The 22,893-nt window shown below is 42.7% G+C and carries 26 protein-coding genes and 1 pseudogene; 16 read left to right on the forward strand and 11 right to left on the reverse strand.

The annotated features are described in order from the left end of the window. The first annotated feature begins 476 nt into the window (after window positions 1-476). The 4 genes from CHU92_RS09845 to CHU92_RS09860 all read left to right on the forward strand — a co-directional run bounded on the left by CHU92_RS09845 (window position 477) and on the right by CHU92_RS09860 (window position 4,227). Window positions 477-1,760, forward strand: a complete 1,284-nt coding sequence (locus CHU92_RS09845) for a citrate synthase (protein ID WP_094415096.1) — start codon at window positions 477-479, stop codon at window positions 1,758-1,760. Window positions 1,761-1,948: 188 nt separating this feature from the next. Next, window positions 1,949-2,863 carry a dimethylarginine dimethylaminohydrolase family protein gene (locus CHU92_RS09850; protein ID WP_094415098.1) on the forward strand — a complete coding sequence of 305 codons (915 nt, stop codon included), beginning with the start codon at window positions 1,949-1,951 and terminating at the stop codon, window positions 2,861-2,863. A 12-nt stretch (window positions 2,864-2,875) separates the two neighbouring features. Then, complete coding sequence (gene ctlX, locus CHU92_RS09855; RefSeq protein WP_094415101.1) at window positions 2,876-3,814, forward strand: citrulline utilization hydrolase CtlX; 939 nt, start codon at window positions 2,876-2,878, stop codon at window positions 3,812-3,814. Further along, a complete protein-coding gene (locus CHU92_RS09860) occupies window positions 3,814-4,227 on the forward strand; it encodes an RrF2 family transcriptional regulator (protein WP_094415159.1) in 414 nt (137 codons plus the stop codon). The genes ctlX and CHU92_RS09860 overlap by 1 nt, the downstream gene beginning before the upstream one ends. A 154-nt stretch (window positions 4,228-4,381) precedes the next feature. On the opposite strand, the gene CHU92_RS09865 is transcribed toward CHU92_RS09860, so the two are convergent. From CHU92_RS09865 to CHU92_RS09875, 3 genes are all read right to left on the reverse strand, one after another. Next, window positions 4,382-5,011 (reverse strand): MarC family NAAT transporter, encoded by a 630-nt coding sequence (locus CHU92_RS09865; RefSeq protein ID WP_094415103.1) that lies wholly within the window; start codon window positions 5,009-5,011, stop codon window positions 4,382-4,384. A 208-nt stretch (window positions 5,012-5,219) separates the two neighbouring features. Continuing rightward, on the reverse strand, window positions 5,220-5,702 hold the full coding sequence (locus CHU92_RS09870; protein ID WP_094415106.1) for a hypothetical protein: 483 nt from the start codon (window positions 5,700-5,702) through the stop codon (window positions 5,220-5,222). A gap of 120 nt (window positions 5,703-5,822) precedes the next feature. Further along, entirely contained in the window at window positions 5,823-8,303 is a 2,481-nt protein-coding gene (locus tag CHU92_RS09875) for a DUF5686 and carboxypeptidase regulatory-like domain-containing protein (protein ID WP_094415108.1), read from the reverse strand. Between the two features lie 137 nt (window positions 8,304-8,440). Here CHU92_RS09875 and CHU92_RS09880 point away from each other — a divergent pair, with 137 nt between their 5' ends. After that, on the forward strand, window positions 8,441-8,722 hold the full coding sequence (locus tag CHU92_RS09880) for a hypothetical protein (protein WP_094415110.1): 282 nt from the start codon (window positions 8,441-8,443) through the stop codon (window positions 8,720-8,722). Window positions 8,723-8,732: 10 nt separating this feature from the next. Here the strand turns inward: CHU92_RS09880 and CHU92_RS09885 are convergent, their stop codons facing one another. The 4 genes from CHU92_RS09885 to CHU92_RS09900 form a co-directional block, all read right to left on the reverse strand. Further along, entirely contained in the window at window positions 8,733-10,031 is a 1,299-nt protein-coding gene (locus CHU92_RS09885) for a DUF5686 family protein (protein WP_094415112.1), read from the reverse strand. Then, window positions 10,000-11,202 carry a DUF5686 and carboxypeptidase regulatory-like domain-containing protein gene (locus CHU92_RS09890; RefSeq protein WP_094415114.1) on the reverse strand — a complete coding sequence of 401 codons (1,203 nt, stop codon included), beginning with the start codon at window positions 11,200-11,202 and terminating at the stop codon, window positions 10,000-10,002. Before CHU92_RS09890 ends, CHU92_RS09885 begins: the two co-directional genes overlap by 32 nt. 2 nt (window positions 11,203-11,204) lie before the next feature. Next, window positions 11,205-11,618, reverse strand: a complete 414-nt coding sequence (aroQ, locus tag CHU92_RS09895; protein ID WP_094415116.1) for a type II 3-dehydroquinate dehydratase — start codon at window positions 11,616-11,618, stop codon at window positions 11,205-11,207. A 120-nt stretch (window positions 11,619-11,738) separates the two neighbouring features. Then, window positions 11,739-12,266, reverse strand: a complete 528-nt coding sequence (locus CHU92_RS09900; protein ID WP_094415118.1) for a porin family protein — start codon at window positions 12,264-12,266, stop codon at window positions 11,739-11,741. Window positions 12,267-12,509: 243 nt separating this feature from the next. Here CHU92_RS09900 and CHU92_RS09905 point away from each other — a divergent pair. The 10 genes and pseudogenes from CHU92_RS09905 to CHU92_RS09950 form a co-directional block, all read left to right on the forward strand. Next, window positions 12,510-12,707 (forward strand): annotated as a pseudogene (locus tag CHU92_RS09905) (helix-turn-helix domain-containing protein); the annotation flags it as partial. Window positions 12,708-12,711: 4 nt separating this feature from the next. Continuing rightward, window positions 12,712-13,155, forward strand: a complete 444-nt coding sequence (locus CHU92_RS09910) for a response regulator (RefSeq protein ID WP_094415122.1) — start codon at window positions 12,712-12,714, stop codon at window positions 13,153-13,155. A 196-nt stretch (window positions 13,156-13,351) separates the two neighbouring features. Next, window positions 13,352-13,723 (forward strand): hypothetical protein, encoded by a 372-nt coding sequence (locus CHU92_RS09915; protein ID WP_094415124.1) that lies wholly within the window; start codon window positions 13,352-13,354, stop codon window positions 13,721-13,723. Window positions 13,724-13,838: 115 nt separating this feature from the next. Then, entirely contained in the window at window positions 13,839-14,219 is a 381-nt protein-coding gene (locus tag CHU92_RS09920) for an SPW repeat domain-containing protein (protein ID WP_094415126.1), read from the forward strand. 242 nt (window positions 14,220-14,461) lie between these two features. After that, the gene (locus CHU92_RS09925) at window positions 14,462-14,713 is read left to right on the forward strand and encodes a hypothetical protein (RefSeq protein WP_094415128.1); all 252 of its coding nucleotides are present in this window, start codon (window positions 14,462-14,464) and stop codon (window positions 14,711-14,713) included. A gap of 27 nt (window positions 14,714-14,740) precedes the next feature. Then, window positions 14,741-15,232, forward strand: a complete 492-nt coding sequence (locus CHU92_RS09930; RefSeq protein WP_094415130.1) for a CinA family protein — start codon at window positions 14,741-14,743, stop codon at window positions 15,230-15,232. A gap of 54 nt (window positions 15,233-15,286) precedes the next feature. After that, window positions 15,287-16,423: a glycosyltransferase gene (locus tag CHU92_RS09935; protein WP_094415132.1), complete on the forward strand. Its 1,137-nt coding sequence runs from the start codon at window positions 15,287-15,289 to the stop codon at window positions 16,421-16,423. After that, window positions 16,420-17,574 carry a UDP-galactopyranose mutase gene (gene glf / locus CHU92_RS09940; protein ID WP_094415134.1) on the forward strand — a complete coding sequence of 385 codons (1,155 nt, stop codon included), beginning with the start codon at window positions 16,420-16,422 and terminating at the stop codon, window positions 17,572-17,574. The genes CHU92_RS09935 and glf overlap by 4 nt, the downstream gene beginning before the upstream one ends. Further along, window positions 17,571-18,773 carry a glycoside hydrolase family 5 protein gene (locus CHU92_RS09945; RefSeq protein WP_207759831.1) on the forward strand — a complete coding sequence of 401 codons (1,203 nt, stop codon included), beginning with the start codon at window positions 17,571-17,573 and terminating at the stop codon, window positions 18,771-18,773. Before glf ends, CHU92_RS09945 begins: the two co-directional genes overlap by 4 nt. Continuing rightward, complete coding sequence (locus tag CHU92_RS09950; RefSeq protein ID WP_094415136.1) at window positions 18,760-19,236, forward strand: hypothetical protein; 477 nt, start codon at window positions 18,760-18,762, stop codon at window positions 19,234-19,236. The genes CHU92_RS09945 and CHU92_RS09950 overlap by 14 nt, the downstream gene beginning before the upstream one ends. Window positions 19,237-19,299: 63 nt before the next feature. On the opposite strand, the gene CHU92_RS09955 is transcribed toward CHU92_RS09950, so the two are convergent. The 3 genes from CHU92_RS09955 to CHU92_RS16035 form a co-directional block, all read right to left on the reverse strand. Beyond that, window positions 19,300-19,665 (reverse strand): VOC family protein, encoded by a 366-nt coding sequence (locus tag CHU92_RS09955; RefSeq protein ID WP_094415138.1) that lies wholly within the window; start codon window positions 19,663-19,665, stop codon window positions 19,300-19,302. Between the two features lies 1 nt (window position 19,666). Then, window positions 19,667-20,380 (reverse strand): SRPBCC family protein, encoded by a 714-nt coding sequence (locus CHU92_RS09960; RefSeq protein WP_094415140.1) that lies wholly within the window; start codon window positions 20,378-20,380, stop codon window positions 19,667-19,669. A gap of 132 nt (window positions 20,381-20,512) precedes the next feature. Further along, complete coding sequence (locus CHU92_RS16035; RefSeq protein ID WP_207759832.1) at window positions 20,513-21,055, reverse strand: hypothetical protein; 543 nt, start codon at window positions 21,053-21,055, stop codon at window positions 20,513-20,515. Window positions 21,056-21,289: 234 nt separating this feature from the next. On the opposite strand from CHU92_RS16035, the gene CHU92_RS09970 reads away from it, so the two are divergent. Beyond that, window positions 21,290-22,012 carry a YqjF family protein gene (locus tag CHU92_RS09970; RefSeq protein WP_094415142.1) on the forward strand — a complete coding sequence of 241 codons (723 nt, stop codon included), beginning with the start codon at window positions 21,290-21,292 and terminating at the stop codon, window positions 22,010-22,012. A 21-nt stretch (window positions 22,013-22,033) separates the two neighbouring features. On the opposite strand, the gene CHU92_RS09975 is transcribed toward CHU92_RS09970, so the two are convergent. After that, window positions 22,034-22,834, reverse strand: a complete 801-nt coding sequence (locus CHU92_RS09975) for a TIGR00266 family protein (protein ID WP_094415144.1) — start codon at window positions 22,832-22,834, stop codon at window positions 22,034-22,036. Window positions 22,835-22,893 lie beyond the last annotated feature (59 nt).

The raw sequence follows: 22,893 nt of genomic DNA on the forward strand, positions 1-22,893 counted from the left end.
TTAAAAACTAACCATTCTTTTTTTTATTGTTTAGGACGCTATTGCTTAATAGTTAATTTGTTTTTTACTTTTTGCTATCAACAACACGAAGTAGTTGTTGTCGTTCTTATAAGAAATTATATAAAAAAAAGAAACTTGCCTAATGACTAATACATGGCTTTGAATTGTTTATTACGCTAATCCCTTTACTAATAAATGTAGCTATACTAATAGTAGTACTTTATTAGGAGTCAAAACTATACATGGCGTTCATAAAATTCCTGAAAAGTAATACAAGGACTAGATAAAATAGTTTGTAAGCAGCATAAGATAATTATTGTAACTACAACTTTAAATAATTATCAAAAGTCAGTACATCATGGTGCTGACTTTTGTTTTTTTATAAATTTTTTTAGCTTTATTAAATAATTTTTCTTTATAAATAAATTGTAATTTATTAAATTCGCAGGAATTAATATTAATCTTACTTTACAATCATGTCAGATGTTGCAATATTAGAGATTAATGGCAAAAAATATGAGTTCCCCGTGTTGGTGGGTACCGAAAATGAAGTTGCCATTGATATAGATAAACTACGCAGTGAAACCGGCGCGATAACCATGGACCCCGGATATAAAAATTCAGGTTCCTGCAAAAGTGAAATCACCTTCCTTGATGGTGAGGAGGGTATCCTGCGCTACCGTGGCTATGCCATTGAGGACCTGGCCGAAAAGTCAAGCTTCCTTGAAGTGTCTTACCTGCTAATATTCGGGGAGCTGCCCACGGCTGCCGAGCTGGAGAGATTTGAAAACGATATCAGGAAATATACCCTTGTTAATGAAGAGATGAAAAACATCATTGACGGGTTTCCTAAAAATGCGCACCCTATGGGCGTGTTGTCATCACTTACCAGCGCGTTAACTGCTTTTAACCCAAAATCAGTAAACGTTACTAACGATAAGGAGATGTATGAGGCCATCTGCAAAACTATGGGTAAGTTCCTGGTTATTGCTACTTGGACGTACAGGAAAAACATGGGCTACCCGCTCAACTATTACGATAATACAAAAGGCTATGTAGAAAACTTTATGAGGCTTATGTTTGAGCTTCCTACTGGCCCTTACACTGTTAACCCTATAGTTATTGATGCGCTGGACAAGCTATTTATACTGCATGCAGACCATGAGCAAAACTGCTCTACATCAACCGTAAGGATGGTGGGCTCATCCCATGCCGGGCTTTTTGCCTCTATTTCTGCGGGTGTTTCGGCACTTTGGGGGCCACTGCACGGTGGTGCTAACCAGGCGGTGCTTGAAATGCTTGAGGAGATACAAAAAGATGGCGGCGACTCTGAAAAATACCTTGCCAAAGCTAAAGACAAGAATGACCCGTTCCGCCTTATGGGCTTTGGCCACAGGGTGTACAAAAACTTCGACCCAAGGGCAAAGATCATTAAGAAAGCGGCTGATGAGGTACTGTCAACCCTTGGTGTTGACGACCCGGTATTAACCATTGCCAAGCAGCTTGAGGAAGCCGCCCTTCAGGATGAGTACTTCAAGTCGCGCAACCTGTACCCTAACGTTGATTTCTATTCCGGTATCATTTACAGGGCACTGGGCATACCAACCGAAATGTTTACCGTATTGTTCGCTATCGGCCGCTTACCGGGCTGGATTGCACAATGGAAAGAAATGCGTATTAATAAAGAGCCGATAGGCAGGCCAAGGCAAATTTATACTGGCGCCCCCTTAAGGCCTTTTAAAGCCATGAATGAACGATAATATATCGCTTTTTAATAATCGAATCCCGGCCTGGAGCCGGGATTTTTCTTTACTTGTATTGAGATTATTATAATTTATTCGTTTCAGGCAAGCTGTTTTTTAGCATATCGGTACTTGTAAAACTAATCCTGTAATAAAACTGTATAATTTCAGGGGCATTTTCTATATTTGCCAAAAGCCAGAAAAGCATGTTGCAATTAAACGTTAAGAACGAAACATCAAGGCTCAGGGCCGTCATACTGGGTACTGCCGAAAGCAATGGCCCCACACCCGAAGAACACGAAGCCTATGACCCTAAATCATTAGAACATATAAAAGCAGGTACCTATCCTAAAGAAGAGGATATGACGAAAGAAATTGAGGCGCTACACAACGTGTTTAAGAAATATGGTGTTGAGGTATACCAGCCCGAAATCATTGAAAATTATAACCAGATTTTCAGCCGTGATATTGGCTTTGTTATTGATGATGTTTTTATAAAAGCAAATATCCTGCCCGACAGGGAACGAGAGCTTGAGGCAATACAATATGTAATTGATAAAATGGATCCGGCCAAAGTGGTGCGTCCTCCTCAAGAAGTGCATATAGAAGGCGGTGATGTAATCCTTTGGGATGATCATATATTCATTGGCACTTATAAAGGGCGTGACTACAAAGACTACATTACGGCCCGCACCAATATGGAAGGTGTACAGTTTATAAAAGAAATGTTCCCACATAAAAAGGTAAGGGAGTTTGACCTTGTTAAATCCAGGATTGAGCCCAGGGACAATGCCCTCCACCTTGATTGTTGTTTCCAGCCGGTAGGGAAGGACAAAGGGGTAATATACAGGGGCGGTTTCCGCGATGAATCGGATTATATGTACCTTGTGGACCTTTTCGGGCACGATAACCTTTTTCATATAGAGAGGGAGGAGATGTACCACATGACATCTAACTTTTTTTCTATTGGCCAGGATATTGTAGTGATTGAAAAAAATTTCGGAAGGCTTAAAACATGGCTGCTTGACAATGGCTTTACCGTTGAAGAAGTGCCGTATGCTGAAATATCAAAACAGGAGGGCCTGCTGCGCTGCTCAACATTACCCCTGATAAGGGATTAAAATTTAAAAAGAATGAGACAGATTACGGATACTATATTGATGGTGCGCCCGGTTGCCTTCAGGATGAATGAGCAAACCGCTATAAATAATTATTACCAGAAGGTGCTTGACAACCTGCTGCCCGAAACAGTTAATGCCAGGGCCCAGCAGGAGTTTGACGCTTTTGTTGAAAAATTGAGGAGTGTAGGGGTGAATGTTATTGTGGTTGAGAGTACGCCCGACCCTGACACACCTGACTCCATATTTCCCAATAACTGGATATCATTCCACGAGAACGGGGATGTAGCGCTATATCCTATGTTTGCCGAAAACCGCCGCATGGAACGCCGGGAAGATATACTTGACCTGCTGGAAGACAAAGGTTTCGTTATTGAAAATATTGTTGATTATACCTCGGCTGAAGAGGATGGTATATTCCTGGAAGGCACGGGCAGCCTTGTGCTTGACAGGCAGAACCATAAAGCCTACTGCGCATTGTCTCCCCGCGCAGATGAAGAACTCGTTATTGAGTATTGTGAAGATTTTGAGATGACGCCTATCATCTTTGAAGCTTTCCAGACAGTGAACGGCGGGCGTAAGCCTATTTACCACACCAACGTGATGATGTGCGTTGGCGATACTTTTGCCGTACTGTGTGCGGATTGCATTGATGATAAAAAAGAGCGAAAAATGGTGCTGGATAGCCTTAAAGAAGACGGTAAGGAAATTATACTGCTGACCGAGGAGCAGCTAAACCATTTTGCCGGAAACATGCTGCAGGTTAACGGAGGAGATAATAAGAGCTACCTTGTAATGAGCGAATCAGCGCATAAAGTGCTTACAAAGGAACAGGTGGCAAAAATCGAAAAACATGTTGCAATACTAAGCGCAAACCTTGATACTATTGAAGCATGTGGCGGCGGAAGCGCACGATGCATGATGGCGGAAGTGTTTTTATTAAAAAAACAGTAATGCTTTCTAAAAAAACTAAATATGGTTTAAAGGCGCTGATTTACATAGCCAAACAGCAAAGGGCTGTGCCAGTGCTGATTTCTGATATTTCCGCTAATGAAAATATTCCCAAAAAATTCCTTGAAACTATATTACTTGATCTTAAAAAATTTGGGGTGCTGGGCTCAAAAAAAGGGAAAGGAGGCGGCTATTACCTTGCAAAAGAGCCTAATGCTGTTACTGTAGCGTCCCTTATACGTATCCTCGAAGGGCCAATCGCACTTCTTCCGTGCGTAAGCCTTAACTTCTATAAAAAGTGTGATGACTGCCGAGATGAGCAGCAATGCGAGCTTAATTACTTTATGGCACAGGTCCGTGATAATACACTTACACTACTTGAAGGTAAATCTTTAGCCGATCTTGCGAGGCTTTAAAAAAAAAGCGGAGCATTAATCTATTAAATTAATAGGCTATTGCTATATTTGCAGTAACTTTTGGCATTGATGCGTAATCAGCACCACGCCATGGGTTGTTTGGTTATATATAGTTTGTTTGTTAAGCTGCCTTGGTAGGGCAGCTTTTTTTATATCAGAAATCTATAGATTCAATAATGTTTACCACCGAACTTGCTATGTATTGCACGCCGATGGCAATTACTATAAAACCAATAATCCTTGATATGGCCACAATGCCAGATGCACCCAATATCCGCGACAGGTAATGTGCGCTGCGCATAATAATAAAAATAACAGCCGCCACAGCCGCCATGGCAAGGCAGGCTATAATTTGCTGCTCTATAAGTTTATAATCCTGGTACATGGCAATAAGCAGCGATATGGAACCCGGCCCGGCAAGCATAGGTATCGCCAGTGGCGTGAGGGCGATATCATTACGGTTCTGCGCGTCATTTTCCACTTCTTTGTTAACGCCCCGGCCCTTGCTGAATTTCCGGTTAAGGAGCGCAAAGCCGGAGTTCACGATAATAAAGCCTCCGGCTATGCGGAGCGCGTCAATGCTTATGCCAAAAAAGGCCAGTACATATTGCCCTACAAAAAACGAGATAAGCATTATGATGAATACATTCACTGCTGTCCAAAAAGAGATGCGTTGCCTTTCGGAAGTGCTGTCATCCTGGGTAAGCCCTACAAAAACGGGTATGGCGCCAAGCGGATTGATTACAGAAAACAACGCTGCAAAAATGTATATGAAAAGTTCCATGGCTATATTTTGTTGCAAAGATAGCAGAATAATTATGTAGGCTTATTTGCAAAACATTAATTCCCCGATAAATATCACATTATGCTTTTATCAAGCCTTTACATTATAAAATATACTCAGTGTATAATTTTTTTAGGATATGAAATAAAAGTAATATCCGGCGTACCTTAATATGCCGGTAGTATATTGAGGATTACAAAGAAAAGCGTTACCGGGTATTGCCCGTGCTGCCTATAGCAAAAATATCAGTAAGATAATTATCCAGGCAGTTTAAATCAGCAATAGTTTTCTCATCTTTTTTAAGGCCTTCTTTACCCAGAAAATATTTTTCACAGGGGCTGGCAACCGTTTTTGCTTTCATTGGGCCAAACTTTTCCAGCACCTGCAGGTTTGTTACTTTTACCACGTACGAATCCGGGTTTACCATGATCAGGAAATTAAAATTGCAGTTATTCCTCATCAGTCCACTGCCTGATTCACAGTTATTCTTGGTCAGGCTGCCATGCCCCTTATACACATTATCCGTGAATGAAACCACTTTTAGACCAGGCTGTTTTTCCAGCAGCGCTACAATATTGGTGTCATCAGCGGGGAATGATTTTTCCCAGGATATTTCCTGCCCCGCCACTTTAAAATCATTTTGTGCCAATGCCGTTATAGCGGACAGAAGCATAATCAGTATTTTTTTCATAGCCACTGCGTTTAGGTTACCATAGTAAATTTATGCAAAAATTTGGCACTGGGAACTGGCGCAAGACACATTTAGAAATACTTTAAGGCCATTGCTTAACAAAAAGTTAATGCAGACGCATTACTCAATAATATTAAGGAACTTCAGCCCGAATACCACTCCATCCGTACTATAACCGCCCTGGTAAGCGCGCACATAGTCCACCCTGAGCATCCTGAATTTGCCTAAACCAATGTTACTAAAACCGGCAGTAAACTCTTGGTAAGGCTTAAAATCAGGTGTGGAAAGCATGTGGTAGCCTACAACCAGGTTCCACTGCAGGCGGTTTAGTAAAGGTATCTTGTTCATAATATAGCCTTTAAAGTCATGCTCAATGTGCGCTTCAACATACCTGTTGTTGGTGCTGTGCGTATAGTAAGGCAGCAGGTTAAATACGTTGAGGTACCGCTCGCTGGTGCCTATGTGGGTCTGGTTGCCGTTGAAGTGTTTATAGTCAGCAAAAGCAATACCTTCGGCATTAAAGAACTTGCCTGCCTTAACATTAATACCAAGGTCGCCTTTATTGCCCAGTGTAGTGTTATAAAAAGCCCTTGCCGCGATAAAATCATATTCATAATTCTTTTCGCTTGCCGCGAATGCCTTTTCGTACTGGAACGCAAGTACAGGATAGTCGCTGTTGCTTATGTTTAACTTACCATCTGGCCTGGTTATATATTTTTGCCCGAAGCGGATTACACCTGTAATGTTAGCTTTGGTTAAGTAATGCCTTTCAAAAGCTGGTGCGGTATCGTCTTCCGGGTTTAGTGGATTGTTAGACAGGTAAGGCTCATTATCTTTTATCAATACATAATCCGTATTATTAAAGAGCGGCTTCCTGCGTACATGCTCTATACTTCCTGTCATGTTTAGCCCTGTAGATATTTCCTGGCTATAGGAAACCGATGCAAAGGTTTTATCATACAGCTTCATATAGTTGTCCTTAAAGAACAGCGTGCTCACGGTATTCACAAGCGGGCTTATAGGGTCATTCGGGTTAAATTGTTCCACGGTGCTTCCCCCGGCAATCTGCAGGGTGGCATAATTCTGGTTGTTAAAGCGGTGTCTCAAAGCGCCTGTAGCCCTGAGCCTGTCTTCGGCAAAGCCATAATTCAGGTCTGTACTTAATGTGGTATAGATGCCTTTCTCCTCGTTATATTTTGAGAACGAAAAGCCTGTGCCGAAATTCCATCCCTGTACGGTATTAAAACTTAGTGTGCTGAAGTCCGTCAGCCCCTTATACCTGTAATAGGTATTGCGATAAGAATTTTGATAAGTATAGCCGCTCAAAATATCGAGTACTTTGAACTTGTTGTTTTTCCTGTCAATAGAATCAAGATACGTTTTTGAAGTCCGCAATGCCTGGATGCTGTCTTTTTTCAGGTAGTCAGTAATTTCCTCCTCCGTCAGCGGAACAGGGCGCACTGCATTCCAGTAGAGGGAATCTTTTTTATTGGAGTCTTTTTCAATATATACGATTTCCCTCCCAAAGGTATTCTTCTCAAATTTGTCATGAAATACATAATTGGTAAATACATGGGTAAATTTCCCTGTAAACTTTATACCAAATACCCCTGCGCTGAAATCTAAGGTCTGGGAATTTTTAGCCCAAATCCTGTTAACCGTATTGTAAGTATAGTTTTGTTTCAGGTTCAGCGTTTCCAGTATCGGCTGCTGCATCCTGTAGCCTTTAATATCAACATCAACCGCGTAGATGGCCCAGCTATCGTCAACGATATAAATATAGCCTTCAAAAACGGGTTCCTTATCACGTTTGGGTATGATTTTTATTTTATTGATTTGGTTGTTGTTTTCATCAAAAAAACTGCCCTCCATCTTGTAGCGGTAATAATTAAAGGCATTATTAGCCAGCGGTGAAACCATGTTGATGTTGAATTCTACATAGTTGCTGTAAAAGTTATAGTTGGTCGACAGCGCGGTATTGTAGCTGAAGCCTTTGTCATTGCCGCTCACTTTTGATGCTACTATGCGCTCCTTAAGGTTATCAGGCTGCTCAAAAGTTATTTTTGAAACCGTTTCCGAAAGGTAAATAATCCCGGTGCCGGTTGAATCGACCATGCCATCGAGGTCGCCTACTTCCACACCCATGATTTTCTTGGGCAGGTCCTTCACCCTGAACAGCCCTTTAGAATAAAAATCGGCTTCAAAGCGCCCGGTTCTTGCCGAATTTTCTTTTTTATGCGCTATAGCCTGCCTGATGATACCATAAGCAGGGTCTTCACTGTTAGAGATCACCACCTCGTTAAGCTCATAAGTTTCATCTTCCAGCGTTACATTAAGCGTATGCGGAAAGCTATTGATAGTAACAGGCACTTTTTTTGTTTTAAAGCCAAGCGACTGGAATACCAGCGTGTACTTACCTGTGTTTTTAAGTATCAGCTCGTACTGGCCCTCTTCGTTGGCAGTGGTGCCTGTGTAGGTGTTTTCAATACCGATATTTACAAAAGGTATGGCCTGGCCGGTTGTTGTGGTTATTTTACCCTTTACCTGTGACTGCGCCAGAGTTGCCGCAAAAAGCAGCATAGCAGTAAAAATTTTATACATAGTTGTTCTGTTTAGGTTAATGTGCTTCTTCTTATTAGACGCTCATAAAGGTAAAATAGTTGCATAAGGGCTTACTATTATTTTATGAAGCAGCTATTGTTATATGTTTTACATTTGGTATTTGAAATTATGCCGGCATGAAAAAAGTTACTGAAGCAATATTAAGAAAAGATACAACGATAGCCAAAGTGCAGTTTGACAGGGAATGGTTTTATTCCATAAAAGACATGCAGGATTACCTCAATGAAGACCTGTCAGCGGTTGAGGCGCTTACGTTGCCCATGATGATTGACGGCGAGCAGCAGTATGTAAGGTGCGCCACTTGGGAAGATATTGAGAGGGCGCTGGTTAAAGAACCGCTGCAGGATTTCAGGGGAAGCGTTTCAAAGAAGAAAATGCCGGGCAGGGGCAGGAAGTAGTGGGTGGCAGTTACTCGAGGATATCAAGGAAGGTCAGCCCGAAAATCAAGCCATCGCTAAGGAAACCGCTTTCGTATGACCTTATGTAGTCAATCCTTAAAAACCTGAATTTACCCCATCCTACATTGTCAAAACCTATAGTAAATTCCATATAGGGATTGCGTTCCGGGATGCCCAGTACATGATACCCCGCCACAAGATTATAGTTAAGCTTGTTTAGCAGCGGTAACTTGTTAGTTATAAATCCTTTAAAATTATGCTCGGCATGGGCCTCCACATACTGCTCATTTGTGCTGTGTGTATAATAGGGCAGGAAATTAAATACATTAAGGTAGCGTTCTGATTTTCCTATATGGGTCTGGTTGCCGTTAAAATGCCTGTAATCCACAAATGATATATTTTCTGAATTAAAGAAACGGCCTGCCCTTATATTGATGCCCAGTTCGCCTTTATTTCCTGTTGTTATATCATACGTTATACGGCCTGACAGGTGGTCAAAATTATAATTTTTGATACTTGAGGCAAATCCTTTTTCATATTTCACGAACAGTTTAGGGTACTTGTCAGCAGGTAAGTTATATTTTCCGTCTGGCCTTTTGATATACTGCTGGTCAAATACTATCCTTGCTGCCACCGATACTTTATACAGGTAATGTTTTTCAAATGCAGGTGTATCATAATCAAAGGGCAGCAGCGGGTTGTTGGACAGGTAGGGTTTGCGGGCATTTTTTATGGTAGAAAAATTGGTGTTGTTAAACAATGGCCTGCGCCTTGTATATTCCATATTGCCATACAATGTTAGCCCGTTAATAACTTCTTCCTGGTAGCTTAACCTCAGGAAATTGTTATCATAAAGCTTCATATAGTTATCCCTGAAGAACAGTGTGCTGATGGTATTTACAATCCTGTTAATGGGCCTTTCGGGGTTAAACTGTTCAATGCTGCTGCCCCCGCTGAGTGTTAAGGTAAGGTTTGTAAAGTTGTTAAACTTTTTAGATACCGTACCCGTGGCACGGAAACGCTGCTCGGCAAAGCCATAATTAAGGTCAGTGCCTATAGTATAGTAAGTGTTTTTGGAAGGGTTTCTTTTGGTAAAGTAAAAAGACGGCGCCAGGTTGTAGGCCTGTACGGTATTAAAGCCAAGCCTGCGGACAATCCCTGAATAATTTATATCCCGGTTTCTGTAAGTGTTGTAGTAGGTGTAGCCTATGGCGGGCGAGAGCCAGTTGAAGCGGTTGCGCTGCCTGTCAAGGGAGTCAAGATAAGGTTTTGACTGCTCAAGTTCCTGCAGGCGGTTTTTTTTTTGCATAGTCATTTTTCTCTTCCCCAGTAAGCGGAATAGGCCTTGCACTGTTCCAGAAGCTTTCACTTTTGTTATTAGACCCTTCGGTAAAGGTAATCACCTCATTGCTCAATGTAACAGGTTGCGGGCTCAGGATATAATTGCTGTACACGTAGGAGAACCTGCCTGTAAAATCAACCGAAAAAATACTGGCCTCAAAGTCAATCACCTGTACATTTTTCAACCACAGGTTTTCAGCGCTGTTGTAGCTGTAATTTTGCCGTATGGTAAGTTTGTCCAGCATGCCCTGCCTCACCTGCGGACCTCTAATGCTTACATCGGCAGCATAGATGGCCCAGGAGCCTTCTACTACATAAATATATCCTGTAAAAGCTGGCTCGCCGCGGCGCAGGGGGGTAATCTTTATTTTATTGATAAGGTGCTTATCTTCATCAAAAAAAGTGCTTTCCAGTACATAATCATAATAATTAAAAGCATTCCCGGCAACAGGCGAAACTACATTTACTTCAAAGGGAAGGTAATCATTATAAAAATCAAAATCTGCTGCGCCGGCATTATTAAAGCTGAAGCCGTTATCTTCACCGCTCACTTTTGATGCAATAACCGTTTCATTTATCTTACCCGGCCTTTTGTACCTGATGCGCGATACGGTTTCTGAAAGATAGATCACCCCGCTGCGGGCTGAGTCAAGCCCCAGCCCAAGGTCGCCCAGTTCCTGTCCCAGTATTTTTTCAGGTACATCTTTAATCCTGAATATGCCCCTGGAGTAAAAGTCCGCCTCAAATGACGATATTTTTTCAGTATTTTTCTCTTTAGCAGCTATGGCGTTTTTTATAACTGTAGTGGCAGGGTTGTTTTTGTTGGATATAATTATTTCCTGTAGCTCATAACTTTCCGGTTCGAGGGTAATATCGAGCCGGTAGGGCAGTTTATTAATTACGGCTTTTATTTTGCGTGTTTTATAACCGAGCGACCGTATTATAATCGTATAGTTACCATCTTGTTTGATGGGTAGGCTGTAGTAGCCGTTTTCATTAGTTGAGGTGGCTATAAATGTGCCTGCTACTGTTATGCCGGCAAAGGGTACCGCCTCCCCGCTACGGGAGGTAATCTTTCCGGTTACCTGCGCAATGGCAGGCCATGCCAGTAATAGCATTAGTAAGCAGGTATATTTCATTTTTATATAAAATAACGTACGGCAAGGCCATATCCTTCAAGCCCGAAGCCGATAATAATACCCGAAGCCACCGGCGAGATAAAAGACTGGTGCCTGAAGGTTTCCCTGGAAAATGTATTAGATATATGTACTTCAACTACGGGCGCCTGTATTGCTTTTATTGCGTCGGCTATGCCAATAGAGGTATGTGTGTAGGCGCCGGCATTCAGGATGATGCCTTTATAAACACCATCGGCTTGCTGTATCGTAGTAATGATTTCACCTTCAATATTGCTCTGGTAATAATCCAGTACTGTTTCAGGATATTGTTCCCTGAGCGTTTCAAGATATTTTTCAAATGACAGGGAACCGTAAACCTCTGGTTCACGTTTTCCTAAGAGGTTAAGGTTAGGGCCGTTTATGATAAGTAGTTTCATGTATTGTTTTTGTAAAAATAATCATTCATTCAAAAGCAGTCATTAGTTATAACACTAACTTTAACATTTGTCCAAAAAAAATCCGGCCTGAGAGGCCGGATAATAGGATGTTATCATCTTTTACAGGAAATAATAACCTAAAGAAAGCTGAAATACGGCATTCTTGCCTTCAAAAGTATCATTTACATCATTAAAACCTATGGTGTAGCGTGCCTGCGCAAAAAGGCCCTTTATAATTTTCAGCTCAAGGCCGCCGGCTGCCGCAATATCGAAAGTTTTATTTTCAAAAGCCTCTTCAGCCTCATCTACCAGGAATGAAAACTGCGGCCCTGCCATAACGCTCAGCTTGTCGGGCAGGATATAAAACTTGGCCATTACCGGCACAGCGATATAATCAAGGTTAAAATCGCCTACACCTTTGACTTCGGCACCCTGCGATGAATATAATGCCTCACCCTGGATTGAAAAAGACGGCACAAGATTTAGTTCCAGCGCAGCGCCTGCGTGGAAACTTGTTATATTCTCAGTGTTGTCAGCCCCATTCAGGTTGGCAAAGTTAGCCCCTGCTTTAAGGCCAAAATCAATTCCCTGTGCCTGCACGCCGAAACTTACGGCTGCAAATGCAAATGCTAAAAAGATTTTTTTCATATAAGTCAAATTTAAAAGTATTTAATTTAGTACACGACAAAAAACATAATTGATTAAAAATCAATAAAATAAGTTCTTAAAAATTTTGACAAAAAGCTGATATTCAGTATATTAAAGGATTATTTCTCAAGTAATGCCTTTAAAAAAGAACATCAGCTTAGTACACGAAGATACGCAATTATTAACCGTATTTCAAAGCCATTTTAGCAATCATTTAAATTTAGCCAGGATCCGTCTTATTTGTTTNTTATACATAAAATAGAACTGGTGAAACACCTCATGGTACAGGAAAACCTGTCGCTAACAGAAATTTCTTACAGACTACATTACAGCAGTGTAGCACATTTATCTAACCAGTTTAAGAAAATTACAGGTCTTACCCCAACTACTTTCCAGAAGATTGTGAGGCACAAACGTGGCATTAAACCAGTCCTGAATTAATATCATGTATCCCGAAAAACTACATATCCTGCTTGCTGAAGATGATACTGATGACCGCCTGCTGTTTGAAGACGCATTCAATGATGTAAAAATTAAATATACACTTATAATTTTTGATAACGGCAGCGATTTGGTAGCTTACCTTCACGATTCTGATATACTGCCGCACATTATCTTTCTGAACCTCAACATACCGGGAAAAACCGGACTGGAATGCCTTCAGGAAATTCGCAATAACAGCAGGCTGAAGGATATTTCAGTGGCTATATATTCTACATGTTCTAATAATACCAGCGTGGAAGAAACTTTTATCGCAGGAGCTAATATTTATATAAAAAAAACCGGGAATTTTACTGCCCTGAAAAAAATCATTTCCGATGTGGTGCATATTAACTGGCAATATGTAACGGATGGCCTTAACAGGGAAAACTTCATGATAAGTTACTGATATCATCTATTTAAAAGTACCTTCAGGACAACTGGTCGGCTAGCATTAGTATTCCCGCCGCGTATCTTCATCTACCTAATTGGCACTATATCAATAAAATCATGTAAGCTTTCAGGTTAATGATGTAATACATTCCGGTGTATTATGAAGTTACTTTGTAATTGTACAATAATTACTAACAATAAACTTTTCTATTATGAAAAAGACATTCAGGAACGCATTATATGCCTCACTGGTTTTAGCAGGCATATGCTTTACCACATCATGCGGTAAAAACAATAACCAGAGCGAAGGCACATCAGACGCGCAGGAAACCAACGGCGATACCTACGGTACTGAAGGCTCAACCGACAACATGGGTTCAGGCAGCGCATCAGGCGCAGGAGGATCTGACGGCGGCATGGCAACCGATACTGTACAGGGTACAACTACCGGCAACAATCCTACTACAACAGGGTCGGGCAGCGGAAGCGGCGCCGGCACTAACAGTGGCGGAGGAACAGGAACCGGTACAGGCACTGGCAGCGGTACGGGCGGTACGGGTACGACCACAGGTGGCGGCCGATAATTAAAAGCAATCCAGGTAAATCATTTTCGATTTAAAACTGTAAAGGCCCCGGGTGAAACTCCCGGGGGCTTTACTAACTAGTGCTAAACACCAACAACCTTAAAAAAAAAACAACATGCGGTTTATTGACACAAAAACACACGGGTTCATGGATTATTTAATGGGCCTGTTCTTAATTATAGCGCCGTGGATCTTCGGGCTTGACCCGGAAGCTCCTGAAGGTATGATACTTATCATCCTTGGTGCGCTTGCTGTGCTGTACAGCCTTATGACCCGCTACGAGCTGGGCATGATAAAGGTCTTATCAATGAAGGCACACCTCACTATGGATATACTATCGGGCATTTTGCTTGCTGCATCGCCATGGCTTTTTGGTTTTGCTGACAGGGTTTACCTGCCCCACCTTATATTAGGACTTATAGAAATTGGCGCCGGGCTAATGACAAAAACCACAATGGCTTCGGCTACTGCCAATACTGATAATAATTTTGGTTAATTATTGTTTCTGCCCGGGGCAGCATCAATAGCCCCGGGATTTTTTTGGAATTACTCATGGTTCTTTTGTTAGGGGAATCCCTGCTCCTGATGCGTCATGGAGTGGGGATTTTTCTTTATGAACTATTAAAAAAGTCATAAAACAATCTTAAACAACAACATTGTATAAGCTTTGGGAATAATTGTGTAAAGTGCCATGCGCTTTTGTAAAGTAATTTTGATAAGAACCATAAAAAATAAGCTATGTCACAACTGTTTGATAACCCCGGGCAGGGCCACCGCGGGGGCCAGGAATATGGTGAGGATAACTTCCACAAAAGTGGCAGGAACCAGGATGCGCAAAGGTACCAGACCACACCTGAAGAAGAAAAGCTGAAGCAGGCCCACCACGAAGCGCTGAAGCAGGAGCAGCAACGCAATGAAAATGACGATGATGAAAAGTTCAGCCCGGGGCAGGATGATGATTATGATCCTGAAGACTTCAATACCGACTGATCCTTTAATATAAAATAAAAATACACAATGGCATCTGACAAAATAGCAGAATGCAGCAAGCTTATTGCCCGGAACAAACTTAAAGTAGCCTTAGCCGAAAGTGCAACAGCCGGCCGCCTGGCTTCTGAATTTTCACTGGCCGAAGAATCAGGCGATATTTTGCTGGGAGGCATAGTTTGCTATGATGCCTGTACCAAGGAAGACCTTTTTGGCATTTCGCCGGAAACCATACAGCAATACACTGCAGAGTCAGCCGAAGTAACCAAGGCGCTGGCAGAGGGTTTACGAAAATATTTTGACTGTGATATTGCCGTAGCCATTACAGGGCTTACTACCCCCGGAGGCAGTGAAACTCCCGAAAAGCCTGTAGGTACCATGTTTATACACATAGTGCTGCCTAACAACAGGTACTGCGCCCACAGGGAGGTTTTTGAAGGCAATGCCGAAAAAGTAATTAAACAGACTATTGACAGGGTTGGCACATTACTGACCGACCTGCTAAGCGCCGAAGAACGATAAATGTAAACGCCGAGGAAATTCCCATGGCCATTATTAATTAAAAACCACACTACAATGCAGCCTACATCAACAAAAACAATTGCCCCGCAAACCGGGGACACCGTGGCCAACGGGAAAGCTAACAATGTTTATGACATGGTGGTGTTTTGCCACCTCCGCTGGGATTTTGTATACCAGCGCCCACAGCACATCATCAGCCGGATGGCTAAAGACAGGAAGATACTATTGATTGAAGAGCCATGGCACAGGCCTGAAGAAAAAGGCAGCCGCCTTATAAAGGTAAACGGCAACCTTGATGTACTACAACCCAACGTACATACTATTGAAGAAATAGAAAAAATACTGCCACAATACATCAGTAACAAAAAAATAAGCACAGGCTGGTTCTACTCCGCCTCCTTTGTGCCGCTGTTAAGCTCCTTTGAGTTCGGCACGGTGGTATATGACTGTATGGATGAGCTGTCGCTTTTTAAAGGAGCTCCTGAAAAGCTCATTGAGCAGGAAAAGTACCTTGTGGCACATGCCGATATTGTATTTACAGGCGGTAAATCATTATACGAATCTAAGTCAAAGCTGCACAGCAATGTACACTGCTTTCCAAGCTCGGTTGACCAGGAACATTTCGCTAAAGCGCTAAACGGTATTTCAGTACCGGATGATATTGTAAACATACCGGGGCCAGTAGTAGGCTACTTTGGGGTTATAGATGAGCGCCTTGACCTGCACTTACTTAATGAAACAGCCTTGAAAAAACCTGATGCATCATTTGTAATGATAGGGCCATTGGCCAAAATAGGTGAACACGAGCTGCCGAGGCAGAAGAACATACATTACCTGGGCATGAAAGATTACAAGCAGCTGCCGGCCTACCTCAAGGCCTTCAGCATTGCCATGATGCCTTTTGCACTTAATGATGCTACAAAATATATAAGCCCAACAAAAACGCTGGAATATATGGCGGCGGGCAAGCCTGTAATTTCAACAGCTATTACTGATGTGGTACGCGATTATAAAGACTGCGTAAGGATTATTGGCACGGCTGGTGAATTTGCGGCTGCCATTGATGCCATACTTGCAGATATGCCGGACGTTTTCATGAAATATGAATATACTGAAATACTGAAAAAAACATCGTGGGACAGCACAGCTGAAAAAATGAAGGCATTAATTAAAACCAGCGTAACCATATGAGAAATGCAGATATTGTGATTATTGGCGCAGGGATATCAGGCGCGGTGCTGACTGAGCGTTATGCAGATTCGGGGAAAAAAGTCCTGATAATTGAAAAGAGGGATCACATTGCAGGCAACTGTTATGATTATATAGATGATAACGGCATACTGGTTTCAAAATACGGTGCGCACCTGTTCCACACCAATTTTGAGGATGTATGGCAGTATGTAAACCGCTTTAACAACTGGTATCCATGGGAACACAAGGTAATTGCCCAGGTTGATGGCCAGCTGGTGCCTATACCTGTAAACATCACTACAGTAAATAAGCTGTTTGGCCTTAATATTACTGAAGAAGAAGAAATGCAGCAGTGGCTTGAAGAGAACAGGCTGCCCATTGATGAGCCAAAAGACGGACGCGAAGCAGCACTTAATAAAGTAGGCCCCGTGCTGTATGAAAAAATGTTCCGCCATTACACTAAAAAACAATGGGACAAATACCCGGAAGAGCTGGATGCCTCTGTACTGAACCGCATCCCTGTACGCACCAACTGGGATGACCGCTATTTTTCTGATAAATACCAGGCGCTTCCCGTAGGCGGCTATACAAAGCTTTTTGAAAAGATACTGGACCATCCTAATATTGAAGTTGTGCTTAATATTGATTACTTTGACATCTGTGACCAGGTTGAGGGCTACGAAAAGTTGTTCTATACCGGCCCTATTGACCGTTTCTTCGGCTTTAAGCACAGCCTTCAGGACAGGCTGGAGTACCGCTCCATAAACTTTGTGGGTGAAACAGTAGATGCGGAATATTTCCAGGAAAATTCGGTTGTTAACTATCCGGGGCAGAAAAATGAATTTACGCAAATAATCGAGTACAAACATTTTGGTAACCAGCAAACACCAAAAACTACTATTGTAAAAGAATATACTACTGATGAAGGTGAGCCCTATTATCCTGTACCCAACGACAAGAACCAGAAGATATACGAAAAGTACAGGAAGGAAGCTGAAAAACTTACAGATGTTTACTTTGTAGGCAGGCTGGCCAATTATAAATACTTTAATATGGACCAGGCATTTAAAAATGCGCTTGATCTTTTTTCATCGCTCGAAAAGCAGGAAGAAGAATTGGAAATGCAAAAACCTAAAAAGGAAAAGATATGAGCATATTCAGGTCATTTTTAATGGGTGGCTATGAGTGTGCCGACCACATAAACCGTTCGGGTAACCGTGTAAACCTTTTAAAGGAAACAGAACATGACATAAGGGCTGAAGAAGACTACAGGGATATTGCCTCACTGGGTATAAGAGTAGTGAGGGAAGGCATTTGCTGGAGCGCAGCAGAAACAAGGCCTTTTGAATTTGATTTTACTGAGGTTAAGAACAGGATAGAAGCTGCGCAGAAAGTGGGTATTGATATTATATGGGATCTTTGCCATTTTGGTTACCCTGCTGGCCTCTTCCCTACCCACCCCCATTTCTGTAACCGCTTTGTAGCCCTGTGCCAGGCCTTTGCCACCTTTCATAAAACCATAACAACACGGCAGCTTTTTGTGGTACCTTTTAATGAAATAAGTTTCCTGGCGTGGCATTCAGGCGATGTGCGCGGTACGGTGCCTTTTGCTGTTAACTCAGGATTCGACATTAAATACCACCTTTGCAAAGCAGCCATACAGGGTATAATGAAACTGAAAGAAACCGACCCCGGATGCCGTATTATACTGGTTGAGCCTGTAATAAAGGTTCATGCTGCTGATGAAGCCGATATTGAGCTGGTAAGGGAACTGAACAGCCACCAGTACCAGGCAATGGATATAATAGCAGGGCGGATGTGCCCTGAACTGGGAGGAAGGGAAGAGTTTTTAGATATCCTCGGCTTCAACTATTACTGGAACAACCAGTGGGAACATAACAAAGGCACGCTGCCCTGGCCTGAAAGTGAGCCGAAACGGGAAAAACTGTCTGTACTGCTTCAAGCAGCCCACAAGCGCTATAACAGGCCGGTTTTTATTTCGGAAACAGGGCATTTTGGCAATGGCAGGGCCGAATGGCTTGAAGAAGCCGCTGTAGAATGTGTTGATGCCATTAATAAAGGAGTAGAACTACTGGGCATGTGCATATATCCTGTAACTGACAGGCCTGACTGGGATAACCTGGACAGTTACAGCAACTGCGGCATTTGGGACCTGGACCACAACAAGAACAGGATACCCAGCCTGCCTGTAATTAAAGCTGTGGAAGAGTGCCATAAAATAATAAATTATTGCCTTGAGAACGGCCCTTCAGCAGAAGCTGAAAAGGAAATAGCCGAAATAGCCGAAGCATTTAAAAAGTTTAAAGCTCTTGACCATGAAAGCATCTAAAGTAATAGCAGCGGCTATAGCAGGCACAACGTTCATGACCCTTTACAGCTACTACATGGCAAAAAAGGAAAAGCAGCAATTTGTGGAGCCCGAACTACTGAATGAGCTGATTGACCGTTCGGAAAACCTGCCTGATATCCAAAACAAAAAAGAGCACCCGGCGGGTTGGGTTATCCATTATGCGTTAGGTGCAGCATTTGTGGTGGCTTACTGGTTGTTGTGGCGCAGGTCACTACATTCACCCGGCATAGCCAAAGGGCTTTTAATTGGCGCAGGAAGCGGGCTTGTAGGCATACTGAGCTGGAAAATAATGTTCGCCATAAGCAATAATCCCCCGCATAATAACAGGTATAAGTATTACAGGCAATTGTTCTTTGCCCACCTCATATTCAGCACACTGGCCTTATATGGCTATAAGCTGCCTGATTACGTAAAGAGGGCTGCACCAAACCTACAAATGTAAGTCCTGTTATCTAATCATTAACATCCTGAAAAAAGAATCTAAAAAAGTTTGATGGGCCGGTAGTTATTTCATGCTGTGCAGCTGCAGATAGTTGTGGTTAGGGTCTTTAAATATACAATAAAAGCCATGCCCGCCGGGTATTTCGGTTTTACCCAGTGTTATTTCTCCACCCTGATCTTCAATTTCCCGCATTACCTGGTCCATATCATCAACATCAATAACTATCTGCATCCCTGTCCTTTCAGGCGCCGGCATTAATGATGCATCAAAAGCCCCGCCGGAACCTGTATTGCCTATAGTAAAAAAGGCGTAATGGTCAACCGTTATAAGTTCAATGCCCCACCGGAACACCTTAGTGTAAAATTCAATCGCTTTGGTAAAGTCCGGTGCGGGAATTTCAATATGGCTTATAGTATGCAGATGCTCCATATCAGGTAAAAATTGCAACCGGTTCCTGGCTGATTTTATCTGATGTCCCTGTCTCCATGTAGCGTTTAAAGCCCATAATATCTTTACGTACCATCTTCTCAAAAACCGGGTTCAGCAGCCTGCCTATTTCCTCACCGGCAAAGCCCATAGGAGCATGGTAAGAAAAAACCACATGTACAAGTGTGCCCAGCTCACCGGCATCTTTAAACTCTACCTTTCCGGCATTTCGTATGGCAGAATCGGCCAGTGAGCGCCATCCAATATAATGGAAAGGCTCTTCTTTTACAATTTCGGCTTTCCAGCTTATGCTGCCTATTCCTCCCGGCAATTTGGCTTTCCATTCAGATAAGGTTGGGCTTAATACATCAACACTTTCCAGATGTTCCATGAACAACGGCAGATTGCCCAGGTGCCTCCAGAAATTGTAAACCTCATCAGCCGGGCGTTTTACTATTAGCCGTGTATGTATATTAATGTTAGAACTGCGTTTTTCGGTATTTTTTTGCAGTAAAAGCTCACCTGCGTGGTTAACAGGGCAATAACCACTTACCCCCCTGAATATCATAAACCCCGCAGCTCCTATTTCAGGGATGCTGCGTTTGTTCTTCAGTGAATCATATAACAGGTAGCATCCTCCTAAAACTGATATTACCCTTTCAAAACTGCCTATATTTTTATTAAAATCAGGCAATGGTATTTGTAGCGGTTTTTCCATGGCAGAAAGTTTTACTATTTGTAGCCTAAATTTAAAAAAGGTTTAGGCAAAGAGCATATCCTTTAACATTACCTTAGTAGCCAAAAAAAGCCCCGCAATGCGGGGCTCATATAAAAAAGACTATAATAATTCTTATGGCCTTGTTGTAGTACCGGTGCCGGTGCCAGTGCCGGTTCCTGAACCTGTACCTGTACCCATGCCTGAGCCAGATGTTGTGCCTGTGCCGCTTCCGGTTCCTGTAGTATTACCTGTGCCACTGCCCGAAGTACCTGTGCCGCTGCCTGATGTACCTGTACCGCTGCCGGTACCGTTATCATACGTTCCTGTACCACTGCCTGAAGTACCGGTTCCTGTGCCGCTGCCTGATGTTGATGTACCTGTATTCCTGTTACCCTGGGTGTTGTTCCTCCTTGTGGTGGTGCCGGAATTGGTTGTGGTTGAGCCCGATGTACTGTTATTAGTACCTGAAGCATTGTTGCGGTTCTTTTTCCTTTTCTGCTGTGTTGTTGTGGATGACTGTGTGGTAGTGTCATCCTGGTCAGTAGTAGTCGTAGTACCGCTTTGTGTACCTGTGCCGTTACCGGTTTGCGTGGTAGTCCTGTTGGTGTTGTTTACCTGTGCTGATGCTATACCAAAAGCCAGTATAGCGCCCAACGTTAAAAATGCTTTTTTCATAACCTTGCTATATTATATTTAAATTAGTGGTATAAAAGTAGTAAGCACTGCCTGTGTTTAAATGCTTGTTTTACAGTTATTAACCTAGGTTTAACGCCACATTTGCAAGTACTACTAAACGATGTTAAAAAACCTATTTTAGCATATGGCAGGTATTTGCGGGGTATAAAAAAGATGCGGTATTATGTAAGGAGATATACCTGTTTTTAGCTGATTTTTGCAAAAACACAGCATATGTCAATATCTTCGGCATTACTTAACTGCGTTTCGCACAGGCCGTTCCCATTGCCTGAAAAACCCTGGAAATATTACCAGGAGTGGGATGATACCCTGTTCCTGCATTATAAAGTACCTGTTGATGAGATACAATCCCTGCTGCCGGCAGGCCTCCTGGCAGATGTATATGAAGGGCAGGCATGGGTATCAATAGTGGCTTTTACAGTTAAGAAGATGAGGCTACGCTACCTGCCGCCACTGCCCTACCTGTCAAATTTCCATGAAATAAACCTCCGCACTTATGCAGTGTACAATGGCATACCGGGTATATATTTTTTTACGGTTGAGACCAACAAACTTCCCACAGCTATACTGGCACACCTGCTGACGGGGATACCTTATAAAAAGGCCCTGCTGAAGCGGAAAGGCAACCGCTATACATTAAGGAAAAGCAGCTATGGGAACCGGCTTGCGGCAAAATATCTGTACCTGGCGGACATAAAAGGTAAAACAGGCACCGACAAATGGCTTACGGAAAGGTACTGCGCCTACCAGCAAGTGAACGGCTCCCTGTACAGGTACAACATCCATCATAAAGAATGGCCGCTGAAAACTATGAAACTGAAAAGGATAAAAACCAACTTTGTGTACAACGGGCTGCATATAACCGTACAGAAAGCTGAAATTGTACATTTTGCAAAAAACCAGAGAGTGCTACTCTGGGGACGGACAAAATGCTGAAAAAGGGGCAACTGCCCCTTTTTAAAACCTGTTATCACCATCAAGAAGGTTGCCAAGGCCGCCAAGGATGCTGCCTTCATCGCGGTCCTTGCCCCCGCCCTGCGGAGCGGCGGCATAAATGCGCCCTGCGAGCCTGCTGAAAGGAAGTGATTGTATAAACACAATTCCGGGGCCGCGAAGGGTAGCATAGAACAAGCCCTCGCCACCAAAAATGGTGTTACGGATACCGCCTACAAATTCAATATCATAATCTACTGTAGGCGAAAAGCCAACAATACACCCGGTGTCTACTTTAAGCACTTCCCCTTCCTGAAGCTCCCTCCGCGCCAGTGTGCCACCCGCATGCACAAAAGCAAGGCCATCGCCTTCAAGTTTCTGCATAATAAAACCTTCGCCTCCAAAAAGTCCCCGGCCCAGTTTGCGGGAAAACTCTATGCCTACGCTAACCCCTTTGGCCGCGCATAAAAAAGCATCTTTCTGGCAAATAAATTTGCCGCTGTATTGCGTAAGGTCAATCGGTACTATCTTGCCCGGATAAGGCGATGCAAAGCTAACCTTGCGCTTGGAGTGGTACTGGTTCAGGAACACGGTCATAAAAAGGCTCTCCCCCGTCAGCAGGCGTTTACCGGCAGAGAACAATTTGCCCATAAAACCTTCATTCTGGTTAGCGCCGTCTCCAAATATAGTCTGCATCTGTATACCGCTGTCCATCATCATAAAGCTGCCTGCTTCGGCTACAACGGCCTCGTGAGGGTCAAGCTCAATTTCAACATATTGCATTTCTTCGCCATAAATATGGTAATCGATTTCGTGTGCTGTCATTTTTTTAAGATTAACTAATATTTATAAGATGAAGATAAAAAAAATTGTAATTACTCCTA

The sequence above is a fragment of the Flavobacterium cyanobacteriorum genome, assembly GCF_002251835.1.
GTDB classification, from domain to species: domain Bacteria; phylum Bacteroidota; class Bacteroidia; order Flavobacteriales; family Flavobacteriaceae; genus Flavobacterium; species Flavobacterium cyanobacteriorum.

Bases quoted from the DNA above. Each gene is read 5' to 3' on its own strand.
- ctlX (WP_094415101.1), top strand. From the start codon at position 2,876: ATGAGACAGATTACGGATACTATATTGATGGTGCGCCCGGTTGCCTTC.
- CHU92_RS09875 (WP_094415108.1), bottom strand. From the start codon at position 8,303: ATGTATAAAATTTTTACTGCTATGCTGCTTTTTGCGGCAACTCTGGCG.
- CHU92_RS09885 (WP_094415112.1), bottom strand. From the start codon at position 10,031: ATGCAAAAAAAAAACCGCCTGCAGGAACTTGAGCAGTCAAAACCTTAT.
- aroQ (WP_094415116.1), bottom strand. From the start codon at position 11,618: ATGAAACTACTTATCATAAACGGCCCTAACCTTAACCTCTTAGGAAAA.
- CHU92_RS09955 (WP_094415138.1), bottom strand. From the start codon at position 19,665: ATGGAGCATCTGCATACTATAAGCCATATTGAAATTCCCGCACCGGAC.
- CHU92_RS09970 (WP_094415142.1), top strand. From the start codon at position 21,290: ATGTCAATATCTTCGGCATTACTTAACTGCGTTTCGCACAGGCCGTTC.
- CHU92_RS09935 (WP_094415132.1), top strand. From the start codon at position 15,287: ATGCAGCCTACATCAACAAAAACAATTGCCCCGCAAACCGGGGACACC.
- CHU92_RS09930 (WP_094415130.1), top strand. From the start codon at position 14,741: ATGGCATCTGACAAAATAGCAGAATGCAGCAAGCTTATTGCCCGGAAC.
- CHU92_RS09850 (WP_094415098.1), top strand. From the start codon at position 1,949: ATGTTGCAATTAAACGTTAAGAACGAAACATCAAGGCTCAGGGCCGTC.
- glf (WP_094415134.1), top strand. From the start codon at position 16,420: ATGAGAAATGCAGATATTGTGATTATTGGCGCAGGGATATCAGGCGCG.
- CHU92_RS09890 (WP_094415114.1), bottom strand. From the start codon at position 11,202: ATGAAATATACCTGCTTACTAATGCTATTACTGGCATGGCCTGCCATT.
- CHU92_RS09950 (WP_094415136.1), top strand. From the start codon at position 18,760: ATGAAAGCATCTAAAGTAATAGCAGCGGCTATAGCAGGCACAACGTTC.
- CHU92_RS09960 (WP_094415140.1), bottom strand. From the start codon at position 20,380: ATGGAAAAACCGCTACAAATACCATTGCCTGATTTTAATAAAAATATA.
- CHU92_RS09920 (WP_094415126.1), top strand. From the start codon at position 13,839: ATGCGGTTTATTGACACAAAAACACACGGGTTCATGGATTATTTAATG.
- CHU92_RS09860 (WP_094415159.1), top strand. From the start codon at position 3,814: ATGCTTTCTAAAAAAACTAAATATGGTTTAAAGGCGCTGATTTACATA.
- CHU92_RS09845 (WP_094415096.1), top strand. From the start codon at position 477: ATGTCAGATGTTGCAATATTAGAGATTAATGGCAAAAAATATGAGTTC.
- CHU92_RS09880 (WP_094415110.1), top strand. From the start codon at position 8,441: ATGAAAAAAGTTACTGAAGCAATATTAAGAAAAGATACAACGATAGCC.
- CHU92_RS09915 (WP_094415124.1), top strand. From the start codon at position 13,352: ATGAAAAAGACATTCAGGAACGCATTATATGCCTCACTGGTTTTAGCA.
- CHU92_RS09910 (WP_094415122.1), top strand. From the start codon at position 12,712: ATGTATCCCGAAAAACTACATATCCTGCTTGCTGAAGATGATACTGAT.
- CHU92_RS09945 (WP_207759831.1), top strand. From the start codon at position 17,571: ATGAGCATATTCAGGTCATTTTTAATGGGTGGCTATGAGTGTGCCGAC.
- CHU92_RS09975 (WP_094415144.1), bottom strand. From the start codon at position 22,834: ATGACAGCACACGAAATCGATTACCATATTTATGGCGAAGAAATGCAA.
- CHU92_RS09865 (WP_094415103.1), bottom strand. From the start codon at position 5,011: ATGGAACTTTTCATATACATTTTTGCAGCGTTGTTTTCTGTAATCAAT.
- CHU92_RS09925 (WP_094415128.1), top strand. From the start codon at position 14,462: ATGTCACAACTGTTTGATAACCCCGGGCAGGGCCACCGCGGGGGCCAG.
- CHU92_RS16035 (WP_207759832.1), bottom strand. From the start codon at position 21,055: ATGAAAAAAGCATTTTTAACGTTGGGCGCTATACTGGCTTTTGGTATA.
- CHU92_RS09870 (WP_094415106.1), bottom strand. From the start codon at position 5,702: ATGAAAAAAATACTGATTATGCTTCTGTCCGCTATAACGGCATTGGCA.
- CHU92_RS09900 (WP_094415118.1), bottom strand. From the start codon at position 12,266: ATGAAAAAAATCTTTTTAGCATTTGCATTTGCAGCCGTAAGTTTCGGC.